The sequence below is a fragment of the Pseudonocardia kongjuensis genome (assembly GCF_039526905.1).
Lineage (GTDB): Bacteria > Actinomycetota > Actinomycetes > Mycobacteriales > Pseudonocardiaceae > Pseudonocardia > Pseudonocardia kongjuensis.
This window is the reverse complement of sequence record NZ_BAAAJK010000010.1, coordinates 159,703-181,297: the sequence shown is the minus strand read 5'-3', so window position 1 is coordinate 181,297 and position 21,595 is coordinate 159,703. Positions and strand designations below refer to the sequence as shown.

The window sequence follows — 21,595 nt, the reverse complement described above, 5'->3', positions numbered from 1 at the left end:
CGGCCGGTCAGGGCAGCTCGCGGACCAGCCGGACCGTCTCCCCCGCCGCGTCGTGCAGGAGCAGGTCGCCGTCGTCGGTCCCGGCCCGGACCGCCTCGTCGATCCAGAACGCGACCGGGACGTTCTCGCAGCCGATCAGGGTGCTCATGCCCGCGGTGCCGGTGAAGGTGCCGTCGTCGTCGAGCGCCCAGGTGCCGCTCTGGCCGTTGCAGCCGTCGGAGCCGGTCCAGCTCCCGTCCGCGGCGAACTCGGCGAACGCGCGGCCCTGCGCGGTGCCGTCGGCCGGGTACCAGTGGCCGCCGGTGAGGTCCCCGGCGACGGCCGGGCGCGGTCCGTCGCCGGCCGGGCCGCCCGCGCCCGCGGGCGGGTCCGCGCAGCCGGCCAGCGCGAGCGCGGCGACCAGCGCGGATCCCAGCAGTGTCCGGTTCAGCACACCCCACACCTACCGTCCGCGGCGTCCGCTGTCGACCGGCCCGCCGGGATCAGTCGTCCCGGTGCGCGGCGCCGATCTCGAAGGCGGGCAGGCAGACCGCGACGTACTCGGCGCCCTCGGGGCCGGGCGAGCTGTAGCGCACCCACTCCCCCGGCGCGGTGTGCACGGCGCTGCCGGCGGGGACGGTCAGCTCGCCGCCGGTGTGCTCGACGCGCAGCTCCCCGCGCAGGACGAGGGTGTACTCGTCGAACTCGGGGGTCTGGCCGGGCTCGGCCCAGCCGGACGGGCTGCGCATGTGCGCGACCGACAGCGCGTCGGTGCCGGTGTTCACCCGGCCGACGTACTCGTCGATGGTCTTCGGCGGGGTCCCGGCGGCGGTGACCCGGCTCGCGGTCTCGATCAGTCGTGGCACGCCGACCATCCTGCCCCCGCCCGGTTCAGGAGGGCGGCCGGGGCGCCGGCAGCCGCGGGCCGGGTGCGCCGCCGACCGGCGAGGACGGGAACGGCCCGCCGTGCGCCGACAGGTCGGGCCGCAGCAGCCGGGCCCGCGGGAAGATCAGCACCGTCTGGTCGGCCTCCGGCCGGAGCGGATGGCGGTAGTGCGTGCGCACCCAGCTGCGGTTCCGCCAGTGCCCGTCCACCCTGACCACGGCCCACCTCCCGGTTCCCCCGACGAGGGAACCACGAACCCCCGACAACGGCGACGGTTGCGGCCCGGTGACCACGCGCGGCGCCGGTCCGACCCCCCTCCGGCCACACGCGGCGCCGGTCCGGCCCCCCCCTCCGGCCACACCCGGGGACGGTCCGGCCCCCGTCCGGCCACACCCGGGGACGGTCCGGCCCCCCTCCGGCCACACCCGGGGACGGTCCGGCCCCCTTCCGGCCACACTCGGGGCCGGTCCGGCCCCCGTCCGGCCACACCCCCCCGGCTCCGGTTCCCGGCGCCGGGCCCGGCCCGGCGGCCCGGCGGCCGGGCCCGCCCGCGTTCACGCGATCCGCCGGCCCGCAGTGCGCCCCGGCGTGAGCCACACCGTCGCCGGGTCGACCGCGGCCGGGCGGCCGGCCGGGTCCCCCGGTGCCGGGCAGCCGGCCGGGTCCCCCGGTACCGGGCGGCCGGTGGGGTCCCCCGGTGCCGGCGGGTCCGCCGGGGCGTCGGTGAGCAGCCGGTGCATGTCGCGGAACAGCCCGTCGGCGGCGACCAGCTCGGCGTGCGTGCCGGACTGCACGATCCGGCCCCGGTCCAGCACGTGGATCCGGTCGGCGGACTGCAGCGTGGACAGCCGGTGCGCGACGACGATCACCGTGCGGCCCGCCGTCAGCCGTTCCAGACCGGCCATCACCAGCGACTCCGACACCGCGTCCAGTCCGGACGTCGGCTCGTCGAGCAGCACGACCGGGGTGTCCCGGACGAGCGCGCGGGCGATCGCGATCCGCTGCCGCTGCCCGCCGGACAGGGTGGACCCGCGTTCGGTGAGCACGGTGTCCCAGCCGTCCGGGAGGCGCTCGACGAACTCGTCGACGTGCGCGGCCCGGGCGGCCGCGACCAGCTGCGCGCGGGACGCCGACGGTGCGCCGTAGCCGATGTTGTCCAGGATGGTGCCGGCCATCAGCACCGGTTCCTGCGGGACGACCGACACCTGGTCGCGCAGCGAGCGGACGGTGACGGCGCGGACGTCGTGCCCGTCGAGCAGGACCGCGCCGGACTGGACGTCGTGCAGCCGCAGCAGCAGCCCGCCGATCGTCGACTTCCCGGCGCCGGTCGGTCCGGCGAGCGCGACCGTCTCGCCGGGCCGGGCGACGATCGAGACGCCGTCCAGCACCGGTCGTGCCGGGTCGTAGCCGAACCGGACGTCACGCAGCTCGACGTGCCCGCGCAGCGGGGGCAGCGGCCGGGCGCCGGGCGCGTCGACGATCTCGGGTGCGGTGTCGAGCACCTCGCACACCCGGTCCGCCGAAGCCTGTCCCTTGCTGATCGTCGTCTGCAGCTTCGCGAGCTGGCGCACGGGCTGGTAGAGCCGCTCGTTGTAGGTGAGGAACACCAGCAGCACACCGAGGTCCATCGACCCGTCCAGCACCCGCAGCGAGCCGGCGAGCAGCACCACCGCGCGTCCGGCGTGCACCAGCACCTCGACGACGGCGGGCAACCGGGCGGCGTGGTCGACCCGGGCCAGACCGGCCACCATCCGCTCCCGGCCGTACCCGCGGAACCGCGCCTGTGAGCGGTCCTCGCCGGCGAACGTCTTGACCAGCCGGATCGCGCCGAGCGACTCGGCGGCGTGCGCCGCGACCCGGCCCTCGGCGGCGCGGGCGACGGCCGCCCAGGACTTGATGATCTTCCGGTAGTGCACCAGGACGACGTAGAGCGTCGGCCCCACCGCGAGCGACAGCAGCGCGAACGCCGGATCGACGACCAGGGTCACCGCGACGATCCCGACCAGCAGCGTCGCGTTCGGCAGCAGCACCGACAGCACCGCGACGAGCAGCGTCTGCACGGTGGAGGTGTCCGCGGTCAGCCGGTTGCCGAGATCCCCGATCCGCTGGCCCTCGTGGTAGCGCAGGCCGAGCGCGTGCAGGTGCGCGAACAGCCGCTGCCGCAGGTCGGCCAGCATCCGCTCGCCGACCCCGGCCAGCACCCGCTCGGCGCCGTAGGTCGCGGCCGCCCCGGCCGCGGCGGCCAGGCACAGCGCGAGCGCGCACGCCCACACCAGCCCGGGACCGGTGCCGACCACCCGGGTGAGCGGTTCGAGCAGGTCGGGGACCCCGGCGCCGCCGAGCACCGAGTCCACGACGACGGCCAGCGGCCACGGCAGCAGCAGCGCCAGCCCGGCCGCGACGACGGTCAGCGCGCCGCCACCGGCCAGTCGCATCCGGTGCCCGGCGAGCAGGGCACGGAACCGCCACAGCGTCGCGATCATCAGGCCACCCGCCCCGGGCGGCCGGCGTGCTCGCGGGCGACGCCGTCCAGCACGACCCGGTCACGCTCCCGGGAGGTCCACCGCTGCGCGTCGGTCAGCGGCACCCAGCGGACACCGTCCACCTCGGACGGATCGGGGCAGCCGGCACCGGCGAGCGGCGTCATCAGCCAGTAGCGGACCTGCTTGGCCCGGCGGTTGCGGTCCCGGTACCGGACGCCGGTCACCTCGGCGCCGGCCCGGCAGCGCAGCCCGGTCTCCTCCCGGACCTCGCGCAGCGCGGCCTCCAGATCGGACTCACCGGGTGCGACGGCGCCCTTGGGCAACGACCAGTCACCGTGCCGGACCCGGTGCACGAGCAGCACCTCGGGGCCGTCCGGGCCGGGCCGCAGCAGCACCCCGCCCGCGGCGCGCTTGGCCGGGCCGTCGACGTCGACCGGCAGGAGATCGCGCAGCCCGCCCAGGTCGGCGAGCGCGGTGCGCAGGCCGGGCCCGGTGGTGGCGATCCGGGTGAGCGCGTCGTGGGCCGGGCCGGGTGGGAGCCGGTCGGCCAGCTCGGCCGCGATCTCGGCGTCGTGGGCGGCGGTGGCGCGGTCGAGCAGCGCGGCCGCGGCGGCGTCGACGGTGGGGAGGCCGGGGCTGCCGGCGGCGCCCGGGGTGGCCGGGGTGGCCGGGGTGGCCGGGGTCGCCGGGGTCGCCGGAGTCGCCGGAGCGGCCGGAGTCGCCGGAGCGGCCGGAGTCGCCGGAGCGGCCGGGGTGCCGGTCGGGCTGCCGGCGGCGCCCGGGGTGGCCGGGGTGCCGGTTGCGCTCGGGTCGGCCCGGTCGAGCCCGCCCGCGGTCGCCAGCGCCAGCACGATCCGCAGCTCGGCGGCGCGCCGCAGCACGTCCGCGGTGGCCCCCGGATCGGTGCGCACCAGCTTCCGGAACCGGCGGTGCAGCAGCGGCGGCAGCAGCACCGACGCCGGGAGCTCCGGGTCACCGAGCGGCGCGTCGCCGCGCAGCGGGACACGGCCGGTGGCGAGCGCGTCCAGCTCGCGGCGCAGCTCGGTGTCGAGCACCGGGAGCGGGGCCCGCCGGCGGGCCCGCGCCAGCTGAGCGCGCAGCACCGTGGCCTCCGGGTCGGTGGGCGCACCGTCGAGCAGGGCGATCCGGTGGTCCAGATCGTGCCGGGCGGCGAGCGCCCGGGCCGGTGCGTCGGTCGCCGCCCGGGCTCGGACCGCGCGGGCCCGGTCCAGCAGGGGGCGCAGCGACCGGAGCTCGGTGCGCAGCGTGCCGAGCGCGTCGAGGGCCGCCGCGACCGGGGCCGGATCACCCCCGCCCGGTTCGGCGAGCGCCCGCAGCCAGCAGGCCGCGGCGGCGGCGCTGCCGGCCAGCCGGGCCCGGGCCAGGGCGCCGGTTCCCGGCGGCACCGGACGGGCCGCCCGGACGGGTGGGCTGCTGGGCGGCGCGGTGTCCGCGATCGGGTTCTGCACGCCGGTAACCGTGGGTGAACGGCCCGTAGGAGCACGCTGCGCGAAGGTTAAGGCGGGGTAATCCGGCCACACAGGACCGAGCGCGGAGGCTTACCCCCCGGTCGCCGCACCCCGGCCTGCTCCCCGCACCCTCTGCAACGGGTGCGGGGACGACGCCGGGGTGCGGCGAGAAGCGCCCGGTGCGGGGCCCGGTGCTGAGTGCCCGGATGCGCTGCCCGGCGCCGCATGCCCCGATGCGGATGCCCCGGCGCGAGGTGCCCGGCGCGGGGCGGCCGACGCGGGGCAGCCGGCGCGAGGTGCCCGACGCGGGGCAGCCGGCGCGAGGTGCCCGGCGCGAGGTGCCCGGCGCGAGGTGCCCGGCGCGAGGTGCCCGGCGCGAGGTGCCCGGCGCGAGGTGCCCGGCGCGAGGTGCCCGGCGCGGGGTGACCGGCGCGGGGTGACCGGCGAGGGGTGGCCGGGGCCCGGCGCAGAGCACCGGGTGCAGGTGCCCGGCGCGGGATGCCGAGCGTCCGGTTCCGAGCGCCCGATGCCGAACGCCCTGTGAGCAGAGCAGCGGCCCCGCACCCCGGCGGCGAGCGCGCACCCCGCCTCGCGCCGTCCCGCACCCCCAGCCCGCTCCCGCACCCGCTGGAACGGGTGCGGCGACGACACCGGGGTGCGCGGGGGCACCGAGGTGCGGGGCGCGGCTCGGCTCACCGGCCGATCCCGACCGCGGGCAGGATCGCCTGGTCGACGATCTCCGCCAGCCGTTCCCGGCCCGGCTCCTCCCCGGTGTCCAGGCCGTGCTTGAACACCAGCGCCTCGCCGATGTCCTCGACGACGGGGGTGAGCAGAGCAGGATCGAGCTGCCCGAGGCGCGCGTAGTGGTGCAGCACGGTCGCGGTGAACCGGCGGCCGGAGGCGTCGAAGACCTCGTGCAGACCGGCGGTGAGCTCGGGCACCCGGCGCCGGTCGGCGAGGATCGCCTGCACGGCCCGGGCGCTCGGGTGCCGCGCCCACTCGAGCATCAGCTCCAGCGCGCGGATCAGGTCGCCGCGCAGGTCGTCGGCGGCCGGTGACGGCTGCTCCACCGGGTAGGCGGCGCCGATGGCGTCCAGCAGGAGCGCCTCGGGGGTCGGCCAGCGGCGGTAGAGGGTGGTCTTGGCGGTCGCGGCCCGGCGGGCGACCCCCTCCATCGTCAGCCGGCCGAGCCCGACCTCGTCGACCTCGGCGAGGACCGACTCGTGGAGCGCCGCGACCAGCTGGTCGCCACGGCGTCGGGTACGTGCCGCCACTCGCCCTCCTTGTTAGATACGGGTTCGTATCTTACTCTTCCTAGATACTGTCCCGTATCTTATCTGGAGTCATCGTGCCCGTCTCCCCGACCCTCCGCGAGCGTGCGCTCGCACCCGATCTGGCCCGCGGGCTGATGCTGGCGCTGATCGCGCTGGCCCATGCCCAGCTGCTCACCGGCCGGGTGCTCGCACCGCTCCCGGGTGCGGCGCCGGTGGTGGACACGGTCGCCCAGGCCGCGCTCACCCTGCTCGTCGACAGCCGTGCGTATCCGATGTTCGCCGCGCTGTTCGGCTACGGCCTGGTCCAGATCCTGCGGAGCCGGGAGGAGCGGCTCGGCCCGGACGGGGCACGCCGGGTGCTGCGCCGGCGCGGCCGGTGGCTGGTGGTGTTCGGGATCGCGCACACCGCGCTGCTGTTCACCGGTGACATCCTCGCCGCGTACGGACTGCTCGCCCTGGTGCTGGCCGGGATGCTGCGCGCACCCGGACCGCGCCTGCTGGTCCTGGCCGGGCTCGCCGGGATCGTCGGCGCATCGGTGTACGGGGCCGTCCTCGCGGTGCCCGACCCGACCGGCGGCGCCGAGCTGCCGGCCGATCCGCTGTCGTCGGCACTGCTGCGGCTGACCGTGTTCCCGGTGTTGACCCCGCTGAACGCGCTGATGGCGGCCGCTCCGTTCCTGATCGGGATCTGGGCGGCCCGGCGCGGACTGCTGGAGGACCCGGTGGCCCATCGGGCCCTGCTCCGCCGGACCGCGACCGCCGGGATCGCGATCGCGGTGCTCGGTGCGCTGCCGCAGGCCGCCCGGACCACCGGGTACTGGGCACCCGACACCCTCGGCGCGGTCGCCGCGGGCGCCCTGCACACGCTCACCGGATACGCCGGCGGGCTCGGCTACGCCGCCGCGATCGGGCTGCTCGCCGCACACCTCGCCACCCGGCCGCGCACCGGCGTGACCGGGGCGCTCGTCGCCTGCGGCCGGCGTTCGATGAGCTGCTACCTCGCCCAGTCGGTGGCCTGGCTGCTGCTGTTCGAGCCGTACCTGCTCGACCTCGGCGGCTCGGTCGGCCCGGCCGGCGCGGCGGGGATCGGCCTGGGGGTCTGGGCGGTCACCGTCGGCGTCGCGGCGACCGCCGAGCGCGCCGGGCGGCCCGGCCCGGCGGAGGCGTTGCTGCGCAGGCTGGTCGAACCCACCCGCTGAGCCGCTGCCCGGCGCCGGCTCAGGCTCGGCCCGGTGGCGCCGTCGTCCCCCGCACCACCAACCGGGTCGGCAGCTCCACATCGGCCGGCTCCTCCCCGGCGACGACGGCCTGCAGCGCCCGCGCGGCGAGCTCGCCCTGCCGGCGGACCGGCTGCGCGATCGTGGTGAGATCGGCGACGGCGGCCATCTCGTGGTCGTCGAACCCGATCACCGACACCCGTCCGGGCACGTCGATCCCGGCCCGGCGCAGCGTCCGGATCACGCCGAGCGCGGCCTCGTCGGACATCGCGAAGACCGCGGTGGGCATGTGCGGCAGCGACAGCAGCCGACCGGCGGCGGCGTCCCCGGCCGCCACGTCGGCCCCGACCTCCAGGACCGGCCCCGGCGCGATCCCGGACTCGGCGAGCGCGTCGGCCCAGCCGTCCCGGCGGTCCCGGGTGGTGGTGCGGCCGCAGGCCTCGGACGGGTCGAACGACACCAGCGCGATCTCCCGGTGACCCAGCCCGGCCAGGTGCCGGACGGCGGCCCGGGCGCCGGCCCGGTCGTCGATCCCGATCCGGGGCCGCCCCGGCATGTCGCCGCCGACCACCGTGACCGGCAGACCGAGATCGTCCAGCGCCCTCCGCTCGGCGTCGTCGAGCGCGGAGGCGACGACGATCAGTCCGTCCACCCGGCCGCGCACCGGAAGGGTGGCGAAGAAGTGTGCCCGGCCGGCCGGGTCGCCGACGTTGTGCAGCTGGGTGAGGTGCCCGGCGGCGGCCAGCACGGACTCGACGCCGGCGACCGCCTCGGCGAAGAACCAGCGGGTCGGGAAGCGGGCCAGCACCGCGACCGTCAGCGAGCGCGCCGGCAGCCGGTACCCGGCCGACAGGGCGGCCCGCCGGACCCGCTCGCGGGTGTCCGCGGAGACCGGGGTGCCCGCGCGCAGCGCGCGCGAGACGGTGGCCGGGGACACCCCGGCGAGCTCGGCCACCCGCCGCACCCCGGCCCGGCGCGGCACGTCGCGCGGCACGTCGCGCAGCCCTGCCCGCTCCTGGGTCACGACGCCAGTCTGCTCCCGCCTCGACAGATGTTGCAACAGCATGGAACAGTGTGAAACACCGTGAGACACACTTCCGACCCGGGGAGAGGCATGACCGCCCACGACCCAGCCCGCAGCCCGGAGGCGACCGCCGAGTGGTGGCGGAACGCCGTCGTCTACCAGGTGTACATCCGCAGCTTCGCCGACGGGAACGGCGACGGCACCGGCGACATCGCCGGCCTGCGCAACCGGCTCGACCACCTGGCCCGGCTCGGCGTCGACGCGATCTGGATCAACCCCTGGTACCCCTCGCCGCTCGCCGACGGCGGCTACGACGTGGCCGACTACCGGGCGGTCAATCCGATGTTCGGCGACACCGCGCAGGCCGAGGCGCTGATCGCCGAGGCGCACGAGCGCGGGATCCGGGTGCTGCTCGACATCGTCCCGAACCACCACTCCGACGAGCACGCCTGGTTCCGGGAGGCACTCGCCGCCGGTCCCGGCTCGCCCGAGCGGGAGCGCTACCTGTTCCGCGACGGCCGCGGCCCGGACGGCGCCGAGCCGCCGAACAACTGGCGCTCGATGTTCGGCGGACCCGCCTGGGAGCGGCTGCCCGAGCACGGCACCGACGGAGCCGACAGAACCGACGGGCAGTGGTACCTGCACCTGTTCGACGTCCGGCAGCCGGACGTGAACTGGGAGCACCCCGAGGTGCGTGCGGACTTCGAGGAGACCCTGCGGTTCTGGTTCGATCGCGGCGTCGACGGGTTCCGGGTGGACGTGGCCAACGCGATGGTCAAGGAGCCCGGGCTGCCCGACGTCGTCGAGGGCGTCAACGACGCGCAGGACGGCGGCCACCCCTATCTCGACCGGGACGGCGTGCACGAGGTCTTCCGGTCCTGGCGGCGGATCGGTGACTCCTACGACCCGCCGCGGGTGTTCGTCGCCGAGGCGTGGGTGCCGGACCCGGAGCGCCTGGCCCGCTACCTGCGCCCGGACGAGCTGCACACGGCGTTCTCGTTCAACTTCCTGACCGCGGCCTGGCTGGCCGAGGACCTGCGTTCGCACATCGACGACGCGATCACCGAGAACTCGGCCGTCGGCGCGCCCGCGACCTGGGTGCTGTCCAACCACGACGTGTGCAGGCACCCGAACCGGCTGTCCCGCAAGCCCGAGGCCGGCCGCGGGTGGAACCTCGACGACGTGCTCGATCTGCCGGCGGATCCCGGGCTCGGCCTGCGCCGGGCCCGCGCGGCGACGCTGCTGATGCTCGCGCTGCCCGGCACGGCCTACCTCTACCAGGGCGAGGAGCTCGGCCTGCCCGAGGTCGAGGACATCCCGGTGGACCGGCTCGACGACCCCACCTGGGAGCTGTCCGGGCACACCCTGCGCGGCCGGGACGGCTGCCGGGTGCCGCTGCCCTGGGTGGCCGGCGAGCCGTGGCACGGGTTCAGCGACGTGCGCCCCACCGGGCCCGGGCCCTGGCTGCCGCAGCCGGACGTCTTCGCCCGGCACGCGGCGGACGTCCAGGCGGCCGATCCGGACTCGGTGCTGAACCTCTACCGGGACGCGCTGGCGCTGCGCCGCGCACATCCGGCGCTGGGTGGCGGGACGCTGAGCTGGCAGCCGTCGCCGGAGGGCACGCTGGCCTTCACCCGGGTCTCCGACGACGGCGACGGCGGCTTCACCGCGCTGGTGAACGTGTCGTCGGCGCCGGTCTCGCTGCCGGAGGACGCCGAGGTGATGCTGACCAGCGGACCGCTCACCGCGCGCGGTGAGGTCCCCGCCGACACCGCGGTCTGGCTCCGCTCCTGAGCCCGATCCGGGCGGCGACCGGTTCCCCGGTCGCCGCCCGGAGGGAATGTCCGGATGGTCCGATGGGTGGACCGATGTGCGTGTCACCGGTCACCCGGGGGGACACGATCCCGGGGTCATGTTTCTGAAGGAGCGCGGGCACCGTCGCCCGTGCAGAAGGAGGCTTCATGACCGTCTTCGCCCCCCTGAGCACCGGCGCCGCCCGGCCGTTGCGGCGACTCGCGCGGATACTCCCGGCGCTCGCCCTGGTGCTGGCGGTGTCTGCCTGCGCCGGTCCCGGGCCCGAACCCGATGCGGCGGCCGCGGCCGCGCCGGCCGCCGCCTCGCCCGCGCCGGAACCGGCCACCGGCACGAACGGGCCGCCCGATCCGGTCACCGACGACCACCCGCTGAGCGACTTCTTCGACAACACGATGATCGTCCACGAGCAGGGCAAGACGATGAAGATCTGGTACAACCGCGATCGCACGCTGAGCGCCGAGTACTCCGACGGGTTCACCTTCACCGGGGTGTGGGAGAACTGGGGCGAGGACTTCTGCCAGACCCAGACCTCCGACCCGCGGCCGGGCGAGGAGCGCTGGGAGCGCTGCGGCAAGCTCGAACCCTTCAAGGTCGGCGACGAGTGGGAACGCCGCGCGCCGGACGGGACGGTCGTGAACATCTCGCTGGTCGCCGGGCGCTGACCGGCGACGCTCGTGCGCGGGGTCACGGCCCCGCGCACGAGCGTTCAGGCCACCACCGGCAGCCCGGAGAACCAGGTCTCGCGCAGCGTGCGCTCGGTCCAGCGCCACACCCGCCGGGCCACGACCGGGTCCAGCGCGTGCGCCGCGACCCCGCGGCCGGTCCGCGGATCGGCCGGCCCGGCCTCGACGAGGTCCTCGAAGTAGCGCCCGCTGATCCCGCCGGCCAGCGGCGACGCGGCGGCCAGCACCACCGTCGCCGCCCCCTGCTGCGGGGTCAGCCGGTCCGCGGCGGGGGCGACCGCGTTGACCGCGATCCCGTCGCCGGACCAGCGCCGGGTCGCCTCGACGGCGTGCAGCACGGCGGCGGTGCGGGACCGGCCGAGCGCCAGCGCGCTGTCGTAGCGGGTGGACATGAAGTGCGGGTCCTCCAGGTCGAACGGCGCGGTGAGGTGCGCGCTGGACGACAGGTTGACCACCCGGGCGCCGTCGACGGCCGCCAGCGCCCAGTGCAGGCCGGAGCTGAGCGCGGCCGGCCCGAGGTGGTTGACGGCCAGGTGCAGCTCCCACTCCTCCTCGGCGGTGCGGGTCAGCGGGACGGCCGACACGCCTGCGGTGTTGACCAGCATGTGCAGCGGGCCGTCCCAGAGCCGGACGAACCGGGCGATGGAGCGCTGGTCGGCGAGATCGAGCTCGCCGACCGCGACCCGCTCGTTGCCGGTCTCGGCGACGATCGCGGCGCGGGCGACGGCACCGGCGTCGGCGTCGCGCACGGCGAGGGTGACCTCGGCGCCGGCGCCGGCGAGCGCACGGGCGGTCTCCAGGCCGACGCCGGCGGCGGCGCCGGTGACGACGGCGCGACGGCCGGTCAGGTCCACTCCGGCGAGGACCTGCGCGGCGGTCGGGACACCGGCCGCGGCGGGCGCGGCACCGGCGGGTGCCACAGCCGCGGGCGGCACCGGCACGGGCAGTGCGGAGACGGGGCGGGACGGAACCTGCTGGGATCGGACGGATGCGGGCCGGACGAACATGGCATTGATCCCTTCTGAGCACCGGAAACCTCGGACGGCGGCACGGGCGGCTGCGATGCGGCGGTGCGCCGGGGCGGATCCGGGTGTATAAAGCGGAGGATCCTCCGCATGACTCGGAACTCTATCCGGAGCACCCTCCGGATCGCAAGCCGTATCGTGGAGCCGATCGCGTTCGAGGAGGCACGACATGCCCACCGGCACCGGACGATCCGGGACCCGCACCGCGCTGCGCGCGGACGCCGCGCGCAACCGTGAGCTGCTGCTCGCCGCCGCGGTCCGGGCGTTCGCCGCGGAGAGCACCGGCGGCCCGGCCACCACGCTCGACGGCATCGCCAAGGAGGCGGGGGTCGGCATCGGCACCCTGTACCGGCACTTCCCCAACCGGGACGCGCTGGTCGAGGCCGTCTACCGCAACGAGCTCGACCGGCTCTGCGCGGCCGCGGGCGAACTGCTCGCCGAGCTCCCGGCCGACCGGGCGCTGCGCGCCTGGATGGACCGGTTCGTCGACTACGTGATCACCAAGAAGCACCTCGCGGACTCGCTGCACGCGCTGGTCGCGTGCGGCCGGAACCCGTTCGCGCAGAGCCGCGAGCGGATGGTCGAGGCGGTGCGCATGCTGCAGCAGGCCGGTGTGGCCGACGGCACACTGCGTTCCGACGTGGATGCGGCCGACGTGCTGGTCGGCACCAGCGGCATCTGCATGGCGATCGCCGACCCGCAGGGCCGGGAGCAGGCCGGGCGCCTGCTGGACCTGCTGGTGGACGGGCTGCGCAAGCACTGACCCGGGACCGGAGCCGCACCGGGGCACGGCAGGATGTGACCGTGCACACCCGTGACCGACGCCCGATGTGGACCGTCCGGATCCACGCGGCCCTGGTGGCCGTCCTGCTCGCCGCGTTCTGCGCGCTCCGGATCGCCGGCGCCGGGCCGGACGCGAACATCGGCGCCGGCCTGGTCGGGCTCCCGCTGATCGGGCTCGGCCTGCCCTGGTCGTGGGCGCACCTGGCGAGCCCGGAGCTCTACGACCGGCTCCCGGCCCTGCTGTGGTGGCCCGCCGCGTTCGGCCCGGCGGTGCTGAACGTGGGCCTGCACGCACTGGCGGTCCGGCTGCGGCGGCGGAGCCGGCACCCGGCGTGATCGTCCGAACACGTAAGATCGGTGGGCAGTTCCGGACACCCGGTCCGGATCGACGCCGGAGGGTTCAGTGGGCGAGACGCTGCCGTCGAGCACCAGCAGCCGGGCGGCGCGGTCCGCCGCCCCGCCCGCCGACCTGGTCGCCGCGCCCGGGTACGGCTCCCGCCGGATGTACCAGGCGTACCTGGCGGCCTGGAACCGGCACGTCGACAGCGTCCTGACCGGCCCGCAGTTCGCCGTGCTGTCCGCGGTCCGGGCCTATCCCGACTCCGACCAGAGCTCGCTGGCCGGCGCGGTCGCGCTGGACACCTCGACGATGGCCGACGTCTGCCGCCGGCTCGAGCGGCGCGGGCTGATCGCCCGCACCGAGTCGCCCTACGACGCCCGGCGCAAGCTGCTCTCGCTGACCGACGACGGCGCCGCCGCGCTCGCCGAGGTGACCCGGCGGACCCGGCGACTGGACCAGGAGCTGCTCGCAGCCGTCCCCGAGGACCGCCGCCGGGAGATCGCCGGCCTGCTCAACACGCTCGGCGCGCACTGGGAGGCGGTCGCCGAGCTGCCGCCGCTCGACGACCCCGGGTGAGCCGCGCTCCCGTGTGAACGGGAGATCAACCCCGGTTTCGGTCCGATTCACTCCTCGGCAAACTCTTGCGTATCCGGATAGTACGTGCTCGGATTAGTTCCCGATGCGGGCTGCATCACAGGAATCCGAGGAGGTAGCGGTGGCACCGAGCCAGTCCCTGCAGATCACGGTCGTCGGCGGCGGCCTCGGCGGGCTGACCGCCGCGCTGGCCCTGCGCCAGCAGGGCTGCCGGGTGACCGTGCTGGAGGCGGCGCCGGAGCTCGGCGAGGTCGGCGCCGGCATCCAGACCGCGCCGAACGCGAGCCGGGTGCTGATCGGGCTGGGCCTGCGCGGCGAGATGGAGCGGATCCACACCGCGCCGCAGGACCAGGTCCGGCGCCGGTGGGCGGACGGCAGCATCATCGCCCAGCTCCCGCTCGGCCGGTCCGTCGTCGAGGGCTACGGCGCCCCCTACTGGCACTACCACCGCGCCGACCTGCACCGGATCCTGCTCGACGCCTGCCTGGACCCGGACGGGCCCGGCCCGGTCGTCGAGGTGCACACCGACGCGAAGGTCGTCGAGCTGGACCGCACCGAGCCGGACCGCCCGGTCGCGGTCACCGGCCGCGGCGACCGGTTCCCCGGCGACGTGCTGGTCGGTGCGGACGGGATCCGCTCCGCGGTCCGCGACCTGGCCGGCTTCGACGACACGCTGGCCTTCTCCGGCGAGATGGCCTACCGGGCGCTGATCCCCGGTGACCTGATCGCCGCCGACCCGGCGACCCGCTTCCTGGTCGACCGCTACCACTCCACGATCTGGTACGGGCCGGACAAGCACCTGGTGCACTACGTCATCCGGCGCGGCGAGTACCTCAACGTCGTCGCCATCGTCCCGTGCACCGACCGGGTCGAGCGGGACTGGACGGCGCCGGCCTCGGCCGAGGAGATGGTCGAGGCGTTCGCCGACTGGGACGACCGGGTGCCCGCGATGCTGTCCAAGGCCAAGGACGACGTCGCCGCGTTCGCGCTGTACCGGCGCCGCCGCGATCCGGTCTGGATCGACGGCCGGGTCGCCCTGCTCGGCGACGCCTGCCACGCGATGCTCCCCTACCAGGCCCAGGGCGCCTCGCAGGCGATGGAGGACGCCGCCGTGCTGGCCGAGGAGCTCGCCGCCGCCGGCCGGTCCGGCATCGACGGCGCGCTGGCACGCTACGTCCACCGGCGGGCGAAACACGCCGGGATGGTGCAGGACGCGTCGTTGCAGAACATGGCGTTCTACCACCTTCCCGACGGCCCGGAGCAGCGCGAGCGCGACGACAAGCTGCGCCGCTTCGACGGGGAGTCCGACGTGTCCTACGACTGGCTGTGGCGCGGCTCCCCCCTGCACGACCCCGACAACGAGGCCATCACCTACCAGTTCGCCCGCTAAGGAGCACTCACGATGCGTACCGGAGACCAGGTCGTCCAGGACCTGCCCTGGCGGTGGAGGGTCCAGGGCAAGATCTTCATCATCGGCGGCCTCGGCTACATGTTCGACGCCTGGGACGTCGCCCTCAACGGCTTCCTCACCCCGCTGCTCGGGCTCGAGTTCGGGCTCTCCACCGGCCAGCGCGGGCTGGTCGCCACCGCCAACCTGATCGGCATGGCGGTGGGTGCCGTCGCGTTCGGCACGATCGCCGACCGGATGGGCCGCAAGAAGGTCTTCAGCATCACCCTGCTGATCTTCGCGCTGTTCTCCGTGCTCGGCGCGCTCTCCCCGAACTGGGAGATCTTCCTGCTGCTGCGCTTCATCGCCGGCCTCGGCCTCGGCGGATGCATCCCGGTGGACTACGCGATCGTCAGCGAGTTCTCACCGAGGAAGCTGCGCGGCAAGATCCTCGCCGCGATGGACGGCTGGTGGCCGATCGGCGCCACCATGGCCGGGGTGTCCGCCACCCTGCTCGTCCCGGTCGAGGGCAACTGGCGCTGGATGCTCTCGCTGATGGTGCTGCCCGCGCTGCTGCTGTTCTGGGTCCGCCGCGGCGTGCCCGAGTCCCCGATCTACCTGGCCCGCACCGGCCGTGAGGCCGAGGCCCGCGAGGTCATCGACGACATGGTGCGGCGCACCGGCGCGACGCCCGAGACCTACGTCATCACCACCGCCGCGCCCGAGGCGACGACCTCGCGCAAGAAGGGGCTCGCCGCGCTGGGCGAGCAGCTCAGGATGGTCTGGGCGTTCTCGCCGCGGATCACCGGCGTCGCCTGGTCGCTGTTCATCTCGGTGATGGTCGTCTACTACGCCGCCCTGTCCTGGATGCCGTCGATCCTGCGCTCGCAGGGCATGGACGACGTGGCCGCGTTCGCCTCCACGACGATCATGAACGCGGTCGGCATCCTCGGCGTCATCACCTCGGTGCTGCTGGTCGAGCTGGTCGGGCGCAAGTGGGTGATCGGCGTCTCGGCACCGCTGGCCGCGCTGTCGCTGGTCGTGTTCTCGCTGGTCATGGAGTCGGCGGCGGCGTCGATCGCGACGATCGCGGTGTTCGGCTTCTTCGCCCTCGTGGTCATCCCGGTGATGTACGCCTACGTCTCCGAGCTGTACCCGACCGAGCTGCGCGCCTCCGGATTCGGCTGGGCGTCGTCGTCCAGCCGGGCGGTCACCGGGTTCGTCCCGCTGATCTTCGGCACGCTGCTCTGGCCGGTGCTCGGCCTGCCGCTGACCTTCACCGTGATGGCCCTGCTGGTCGTCGCCGCGGTGATCTTCATGGCGCTCTGCGCGCCGGAGACCAAGGGCCTGGAGCTGGACCGGATCACCGGCACCGAGCAGCAGATCGACCGGCCCGCAGCCGACCCGGCGGTGGAGAAGACGTGAAGCCCGCCGCGTTCACCTACCACCGGGCGTCCTCGGTGCGCGACGCGGTGACGCTGCTCGGTGAGCTGGCCGACGACGACCCCAAGGTGCTCGCCGGCGGGCAGAGCCTGGTCGCCATGATGAACTTCCGGATGGCCCGCCCGGGCCATCTGGTCGACATCACGCACGTGCCCGGGCTGGCCGGCGTCCGGCGCGACGGCGACGCGCTGCGGATCGGCGCGCTCACCACGCACCGGGCCGTGGAGAAGGCCGATCTCGGCCCGGGCTTCCGGGTGCTCTCGGACGCGATGCGCTGGGTCGGGCACCTGCCGATCCGGACCCGCGGCACGGTCGGCGGCTCGATCGCGCACGCCGACGCCACCGCCGAGTGGTGCCTGCTCGCGACGCTGCTGGACGCCGTCGTCGTCGCCGAGGGGCCCGCCGGCCGGCGGGAGATCGCCGCCGGGGAGTTCTTCCTCGGGCCCTTCACCACCGCGCTGGACCCCGACGAGGTGATCGTGGAGATCGTGTTCCCCCGCCCCGCACCGCGGGCGGCGCTGACCGAGTACGCCGACCGGCGCGGCGACTTCGCCGTCGTCGCCGCCGGGGTCGACCTGGACACCGGATCGGTCGTGCTCGGCGGCGTCGGCACCGTCCCGGTGCTGGTCCGCGACGCGGGATCGCCGGCCGCGATCGCGGACGCGCTCGACCTGCGCGACGAGCCCGGCGCACCGGCGTCCTACCGGCGCGGGCTGGTCCGCACCCTGGTCGCCAGGGCCCGGGCCGCGGCCGGCGCGCCCGGCCCGGCCGGGACGGGGGCCCTCGATGGGTGAGCCGGGCCTGCGCCGCGACGGCACCTGGGTCGGCGCGTCCGTGCCGCGCCGGGAGGACCCGCGGCTGCTCACCGGGCGCGGGCGGTTCGTCGACGACATCACGCTGCCCCGGATGCTGCACGCCGCGTTCGTCCGCGGCACCGAGGCGCATGCCCTGCTCACCTCGGTCGACCTGACCGGGACCCGCGCGGTGCCCGGCGTCGTCGCCGCGTTCGACGCCGCCGATCTCGGGCTCGGCGACATCACCGCGCTGCTCGACCGGCCGGCCGAGGAGTTCACGCCGACCGCGATGCCGGTGCTCGCCCGGGACCGGATCCGGTTCGCCGGCGAGCCGGTCGCGATCGTGCTCGCCACCGACCCCTACGCCGCCGAGGACGGCGTGGAGGCCGCGCTGGTCGAGCTCGAGCCGCTGCCGCCGGTCGTCACCGAGGCCGCCGCGCTGGCCGCGGACGGCCCGCCGGTGCACGACGAGGCGCCCGGCAACGTGCTCGTCGACGTGTCGCTGTTCGCCACCGACGGCATCGACGAGATCTTCTCGGGCGCGCACACCGTGGTCACCGTGGAGACCCGCACCGGGCGGCAGAACGCGCTGCCGCTGGAGACCCGCGGCGTCGTCGCCGACTGGGACGACCGCGACGACCAGCTCGTGGTGCGCACCTGCACCCAGGTCCCGCACCAGGTCCGCACCGTGCTGGCCCGGTGCGCCGGGCTGGCCGAGCGGCAGGTCCGGGTCACCGTGCCGGACATGGGCGGCGGGTTCGGGCAGAAGTGCGTCGTCGGCCGGGAGGAGATCGCCGCCGCGGCCGCCGCCCGGCTGCTGCGCCGCCCGGTCAAGTGGATCGAGGACCGGCGGGAGGCGCTCACCGCGAGCTTCCTCGCCCGCGAGCAGCACTACACCGCGCGGGCCGCGTTCTCCCGCGACGGCGAGATCCTGGCCCTGGACGCCGACGTCGTCTGCGACATGGGCGCCTACTCCTGCTACCCGTTCACCGCCGGCATCGAGCCGCTGATGGCGTCGGCCGAGATGCCGAGCGTCTACCGGGTGCCCGCCTACCGGGTGCGCGGCCGGGCGATCACCACGAACAAGGCGCCCACCGCGCCGTACCGCGGGGTGTCCCGGCCGCAGTACGTGATGGTGATGGAACGGCTGATGGAGCGCGCCGCCCGGACGCTCGGGCTGGACGCGCTGGACGTCCGGCGGCGCAACCTGATCACCGAGTTCCCGTACCGCGGGATCAACGGCGTCACCTACGATCCCGGCTCCTACCGGGAGTCCCTCGACCTGTGCGAGCAGGTGCTGCGCGACGAGGGCTGGCCCGGCCGCGCGCCGGACGACGGCCGGATCGTCGGGATCGGCTACGCCTGCTTCTCCGAGCGCACCGGCTACGGCTCCGGCGCGTTCGCCCAGCGGCGGATGCAGGTCGTCCCCGGGTTCGACATCTCGCAGATCACGATGGACCTCGACGGCACCGTCACGGTCACCACCGGCACCCTGTCGCACGGCCAGAGCCACGAGACGACGTTCGCCCAGATCGTCGCCGACCGGCTCGGCATCGGCTACGACAAGGTCACCATCGTGCAGGGCGACACCGACCGGATCACCTACGGCTGGGGCTCGTTCGCGTCCCGCTCGGTGACCATCGGCGGGTCCGCGGCCGCCGCCGCGACCGACAAGCTGGGCGAGCAGCTGTGCGCGCTGGCCGCGCACCTCGCCGGGGTCGATGCCGACGCCTGCGAGCTGGACGGCGCGGGCGGGGTCCGGGCCGGGGACCGCACGCTGCCGTTCACCGAGCTGGCCGACGTCGCGTACCTGCGCGCGCACCTGCTGCCCAAGGACGTCGGGCCCGGGCTCACCGCCACCGCGTCCTTCGACGTCGCCGGCGACGGCACCTTCTCCAACGCCACCCACGGCTGCGTCGTCGCGCTCGATCCGGGCACCGGCGGCGTCGAGATCCTGCGCTACGTCTGCGTCGAGGACTGCGGCGTCGCGATCCATCCGCGGGTGGTCGAGGGGCAGGCCCGCGGCGGCATCGCGCAGGGCATCGCGGGCGCACTGTTCGAGCAGGTCACCTACGACGAGCTCGGCCAGCCGCTGGCGCCCAGCTTCATGGAGTACAAGGTGCCGACCGCCGCCGAGATCCCGGACGTGCGGATCGAGCACCTGGAGACGCCCTGCGCGTTCACCGCGAACGGGGCGAAGGGCGCCGGCGAGGGCGGCACCATCGGCGCCCCGGCGGCCGTGCTCAACGCGGTGAACGACGCGCTGCGGCACACCGGCGTCGAGCTGGACCACACCCCGCTGGCGCGGGCGGACCTGTACGCCGCACTCAACCGGGAGGCATCGTGACCGACGTGCAGCTGGTCGAGCTGACCGTCAACGGGGAGCGCCACGACCTGGCGATCCCGCCCCGGCGCACGCTCGCCGACGTGCTGCGCCACGACCTGGGGCTGACCGGCACCCACCTCGGCTGCGAGCACGGCATCTGCGGGGCCTGCACGGTGCTCGTCGACGGCGCCCCGGCGCGGGCCTGCCTGCTGTTCGCCGCGCAGGTGGAGAACGCCGCGATCAGCACCGTCGAGTCGCTGGCCGGGCCGGACGGCGAGCTGTCGGACCTGCAACGCTGCTTCGGCGAGCACCACGGCCTGCAGTGCGGGTTCTGCACGCCCGGGTTCCTGATGCTCGCCGAGGGCTTCCTGGCCGAGGAGCCGGACGCGACCCGCGCGGAGATCCGTGAGGTGGTCGCCTCGAACCTGTGCCGCTGCACCGGCTACGAGACCATCATCGACGCGGTGGAGGACTGCGCGTCCCGCCGCCGCGCCGCCCTGCAGGCCGCACTGGACACGGTGCCGGCCGCCGCCACCCGAGCCGATCCCAGGAGCACCGCATGAGCACGCACGACACCGGCCTGCACGGCGCCGAGACCGACGCGACCTACCTGCGTGCCGGGTTCGGCGGCCGGGCCCGGCGCGGCGACCGGCCGGCGATCGTCGTGGTCGATCTGAGCAACGGGTTCACCGACCCGCAGTACCCGACCGGCGCCGATCTCACCGACGTCGTCGCCGCGACGTCCACACTGGTCGGGGCGGCCCGCGCGGCGGGCGCCCCGGTCGTCTGGACGACGGTCGCCTACCACCCGGCCGAGCTGGACACGCTGCCGTGGCCGGCGAAGGCGCCCGGCCTGCGCGGGCTCGCCGAGGGCTCGGCGGCCGTCGCGCTGGACACCCGGCTGCCGGTGGACCCGGCCGACAACCTGATCACCAAGAAGGGCGCGTCGGCGTTCTTCGACACCGGGCTCGCCTCGTTCCTCACCGCGGCCCGGGTGGACACCGTGCTGGTCTGCGGCGCGACGACCAGCGGCTGCGTGCGCGCCACCGTGGTCGACGCCGTGCAGTCCGGCTTCGGCGTGCTGGTGCCGCGGGACTGCGTCGGTGACCGCGCGGCCGGGCCGCACGAGGCGAACCTGTTCGACATCGAGGCCAAGTACGGCGACGTGATCGACCTCGACGACGCCGTCGGCTACCTGAAGGGACTCCTGTGACCGGCACGCTCACCACCCGCCAGGTCCGGCAGGACGCGCTGGCCGATCTCGCCGACGTGCAGGCCGTGTCCCGCTGGGTCCGCAACGGCGACCTGCGGCTGCACGTGCTCGACTACGAGGGCACCGGCACCCCGGTGCTGATCCTGCCCGGCATCACCAGCCCGGCGATCACGATGGACTTCGTCGCCCGCGAGCTGAACGACCTCTGCCGCCCGCTGGTGCTCGACGTCCGCGGCCGCGGGCTGTCCGACTCCGGCACCTCCTGGACGCTCGACGACTACGCCTCCGACGTGCTCGCCGTGCTGTCCGAACTGGACCTGGGTTCCGAGCCGGTGCTGCTCGGGCACTCGATGGGCGCCCGGATCGCCGCCGTCACCGCGCTGCGCAGGCCGCTGCGCGGCACCGTGCTGGTCGATCCGCCGCTGTCCGGTCCCGGCCGCGGGCCCTACCCGACCACCCTGGACGCGTTCCTCGGCCAGCTCGCCGAGGCCGTCCGCGGCACCGACGCCGACGAGGTCGCCCGGGCCTGGCCGCGCTGGCCGCGGGCCGAGCAGGCGCTGCGGGCGCGCTGGCTGTCGTCGTGCGACGAGACGGCGATCCGGGCCACCCACGCCGGGTTCGAGAACGAGGACTTCTTCGACGCCTGGCCGTCGGTGCCGGCGCCGAGCACCGTGCTCTACGGCGCGGACTCGCCGGTGGTGACCGCCGACGGTGCCGCGGAGATCGCCGCCGCCAATCCGCGGGCCGAGCTGGTACGGGTGCCCGGCACCGGGCACATGATCTTCTGGGACGACCCGGCCGGGGCGCGCGCGCTGCTGCGCGGCGCGCTGGAGCCGCTGGTGCGCTGAGCGCGCCCCGGC

The 21,595-nt window shown here is 75.5% G+C and carries 21 protein-coding genes; 13 read left to right on the top strand and 8 right to left on the bottom strand.

Going from position 1 to position 21,595, the window contains the following annotated elements:
* Positions 1 to 7 precede the first annotated feature (7 nt).
* The 6 genes from ABD160_RS14885 to ABD160_RS14860 all read right to left on the bottom strand — a co-directional run bounded on the left by ABD160_RS14885 (position 8) and on the right by ABD160_RS14860 (position 6,091).
* Positions 8 to 433, bottom strand: coding sequence for an META domain-containing protein (locus ABD160_RS14885; RefSeq protein ID WP_344022680.1), 426 nt, complete (start codon positions 431 to 433; stop codon positions 8 to 10).
* A gap of 49 nt (positions 434 to 482) precedes the next feature.
* Positions 483 to 845 (bottom strand): cupin domain-containing protein, encoded by a 363-nt coding sequence (locus ABD160_RS14880; protein WP_344022678.1) that lies wholly within the window; start codon positions 843 to 845, stop codon positions 483 to 485.
* A 25-nt stretch (positions 846 to 870) separates the two neighbouring features.
* Positions 871 to 1,083, bottom strand: coding sequence for a hypothetical protein (locus ABD160_RS14875; protein WP_344022676.1), 213 nt, complete (start codon positions 1,081 to 1,083; stop codon positions 871 to 873).
* A 336-nt stretch (positions 1,084 to 1,419) separates the two neighbouring features.
* Positions 1,420 to 3,348, bottom strand: a complete 1,929-nt coding sequence (locus tag ABD160_RS14870; RefSeq protein ID WP_344022674.1) for an ABC transporter ATP-binding protein — start codon at positions 3,346 to 3,348, stop codon at positions 1,420 to 1,422.
* Entirely contained in the window at positions 3,348 to 4,817 is a 1,470-nt protein-coding gene (locus tag ABD160_RS14865; RefSeq protein WP_344022672.1) for an NUDIX hydrolase, read from the bottom strand. Before ABD160_RS14865 ends, ABD160_RS14870 begins: the two co-directional genes overlap by 1 nt.
* Before the next feature lie 692 nt (positions 4,818 to 5,509).
* A complete protein-coding gene (locus ABD160_RS14860; protein ID WP_344022670.1) occupies positions 5,510 to 6,091 on the bottom strand; it encodes a TetR/AcrR family transcriptional regulator in 582 nt (193 codons plus the stop codon).
* A 74-nt stretch (positions 6,092 to 6,165) separates the two neighbouring features.
* Here ABD160_RS14860 and ABD160_RS14855 point away from each other — a divergent pair, with 74 nt between their 5' ends.
* Entirely contained in the window at positions 6,166 to 7,290 is a 1,125-nt protein-coding gene (locus ABD160_RS14855; protein WP_344022668.1) for a DUF418 domain-containing protein, read from the top strand.
* A gap of 19 nt (positions 7,291 to 7,309) precedes the next feature.
* Here ABD160_RS14855 and ABD160_RS14850 read toward each other — a convergent pair whose 3' ends face one another.
* Positions 7,310 to 8,332: a LacI family DNA-binding transcriptional regulator gene (locus ABD160_RS14850; RefSeq protein ID WP_344022666.1), complete on the bottom strand. Its 1,023-nt coding sequence runs from the start codon at positions 8,330 to 8,332 to the stop codon at positions 7,310 to 7,312.
* Positions 8,333 to 8,422: 90 nt separating this feature from the next.
* Between ABD160_RS14850 and ABD160_RS14845 the strand changes: the two genes are divergently transcribed.
* Together ABD160_RS14845 and ABD160_RS14840 are read left to right on the top strand one after the other, a co-directional pair.
* Positions 8,423 to 10,126 carry a glycoside hydrolase family 13 protein gene (locus ABD160_RS14845; RefSeq protein ID WP_344022664.1) on the top strand — a complete coding sequence of 568 codons (1,704 nt, stop codon included), beginning with the start codon at positions 8,423 to 8,425 and terminating at the stop codon, positions 10,124 to 10,126.
* A 167-nt stretch (positions 10,127 to 10,293) separates the two neighbouring features.
* The gene (locus ABD160_RS14840; RefSeq protein ID WP_344022662.1) at positions 10,294 to 10,809 is read left to right on the top strand and encodes a hypothetical protein; all 516 of its coding nucleotides are present in this window, start codon (positions 10,294 to 10,296) and stop codon (positions 10,807 to 10,809) included.
* A 44-nt stretch (positions 10,810 to 10,853) separates the two neighbouring features.
* Here the strand turns inward: ABD160_RS14840 and ABD160_RS14835 are convergent, their stop codons facing one another.
* Positions 10,854 to 11,750 (bottom strand): SDR family NAD(P)-dependent oxidoreductase, encoded by an 897-nt coding sequence (locus ABD160_RS14835; protein WP_344022660.1) that lies wholly within the window; start codon positions 11,748 to 11,750, stop codon positions 10,854 to 10,856.
* Between the two features lie 274 nt (positions 11,751 to 12,024).
* Here ABD160_RS14835 and ABD160_RS14830 point away from each other — a divergent pair, with 274 nt between their 5' ends.
* The 10 genes from ABD160_RS14830 to ABD160_RS14785 all read left to right on the top strand — a co-directional run bounded on the left by ABD160_RS14830 (position 12,025) and on the right by ABD160_RS14785 (position 21,583).
* Complete coding sequence (locus ABD160_RS14830) at positions 12,025 to 12,618, top strand: TetR/AcrR family transcriptional regulator (RefSeq protein WP_344022658.1); 594 nt, start codon at positions 12,025 to 12,027, stop codon at positions 12,616 to 12,618.
* Between the two features lie 41 nt (positions 12,619 to 12,659).
* Positions 12,660 to 12,974: a hypothetical protein gene (locus ABD160_RS14825; protein WP_344022656.1), complete on the top strand. Its 315-nt coding sequence runs from the start codon at positions 12,660 to 12,662 to the stop codon at positions 12,972 to 12,974.
* A gap of 67 nt (positions 12,975 to 13,041) precedes the next feature.
* Positions 13,042 to 13,554: a MarR family winged helix-turn-helix transcriptional regulator gene (locus ABD160_RS14820; protein WP_425563618.1), complete on the top strand. Its 513-nt coding sequence runs from the start codon at positions 13,042 to 13,044 to the stop codon at positions 13,552 to 13,554.
* Positions 13,555 to 13,693: 139 nt separating this feature from the next.
* On the top strand, positions 13,694 to 14,962 hold the full coding sequence (locus ABD160_RS14815; protein WP_344022654.1) for an FAD-dependent monooxygenase: 1,269 nt from the start codon (positions 13,694 to 13,696) through the stop codon (positions 14,960 to 14,962).
* 12 nt (positions 14,963 to 14,974) lie between these two features.
* Positions 14,975 to 16,384, top strand: a complete 1,410-nt coding sequence (locus ABD160_RS14810; protein ID WP_344022652.1) for an MFS transporter — start codon at positions 14,975 to 14,977, stop codon at positions 16,382 to 16,384.
* Complete coding sequence (locus tag ABD160_RS14805; RefSeq protein ID WP_344022650.1) at positions 16,381 to 17,196, top strand: FAD binding domain-containing protein; 816 nt, start codon at positions 16,381 to 16,383, stop codon at positions 17,194 to 17,196. The genes ABD160_RS14810 and ABD160_RS14805 overlap by 4 nt, the downstream gene beginning before the upstream one ends.
* The gene (locus ABD160_RS14800; RefSeq protein ID WP_344022648.1) at positions 17,189 to 19,543 is read left to right on the top strand and encodes a xanthine dehydrogenase family protein molybdopterin-binding subunit; all 2,355 of its coding nucleotides are present in this window, start codon (positions 17,189 to 17,191) and stop codon (positions 19,541 to 19,543) included. Before ABD160_RS14805 ends, ABD160_RS14800 begins: the two co-directional genes overlap by 8 nt.
* On the top strand, positions 19,540 to 20,085 hold the full coding sequence (locus tag ABD160_RS14795) for a (2Fe-2S)-binding protein (RefSeq protein ID WP_344022646.1): 546 nt from the start codon (positions 19,540 to 19,542) through the stop codon (positions 20,083 to 20,085). Before ABD160_RS14800 ends, ABD160_RS14795 begins: the two co-directional genes overlap by 4 nt.
* Positions 20,082 to 20,735, top strand: coding sequence for an isochorismatase family protein (locus ABD160_RS14790; protein ID WP_344022644.1), 654 nt, complete (start codon positions 20,082 to 20,084; stop codon positions 20,733 to 20,735). Before ABD160_RS14795 ends, ABD160_RS14790 begins: the two co-directional genes overlap by 4 nt.
* Positions 20,732 to 21,583 carry an alpha/beta fold hydrolase gene (locus tag ABD160_RS14785; RefSeq protein WP_344022642.1) on the top strand — a complete coding sequence of 284 codons (852 nt, stop codon included), beginning with the start codon at positions 20,732 to 20,734 and terminating at the stop codon, positions 21,581 to 21,583. The genes ABD160_RS14790 and ABD160_RS14785 overlap by 4 nt, the downstream gene beginning before the upstream one ends.
* Positions 21,584 to 21,595: the final 12 nt, after the last annotated feature.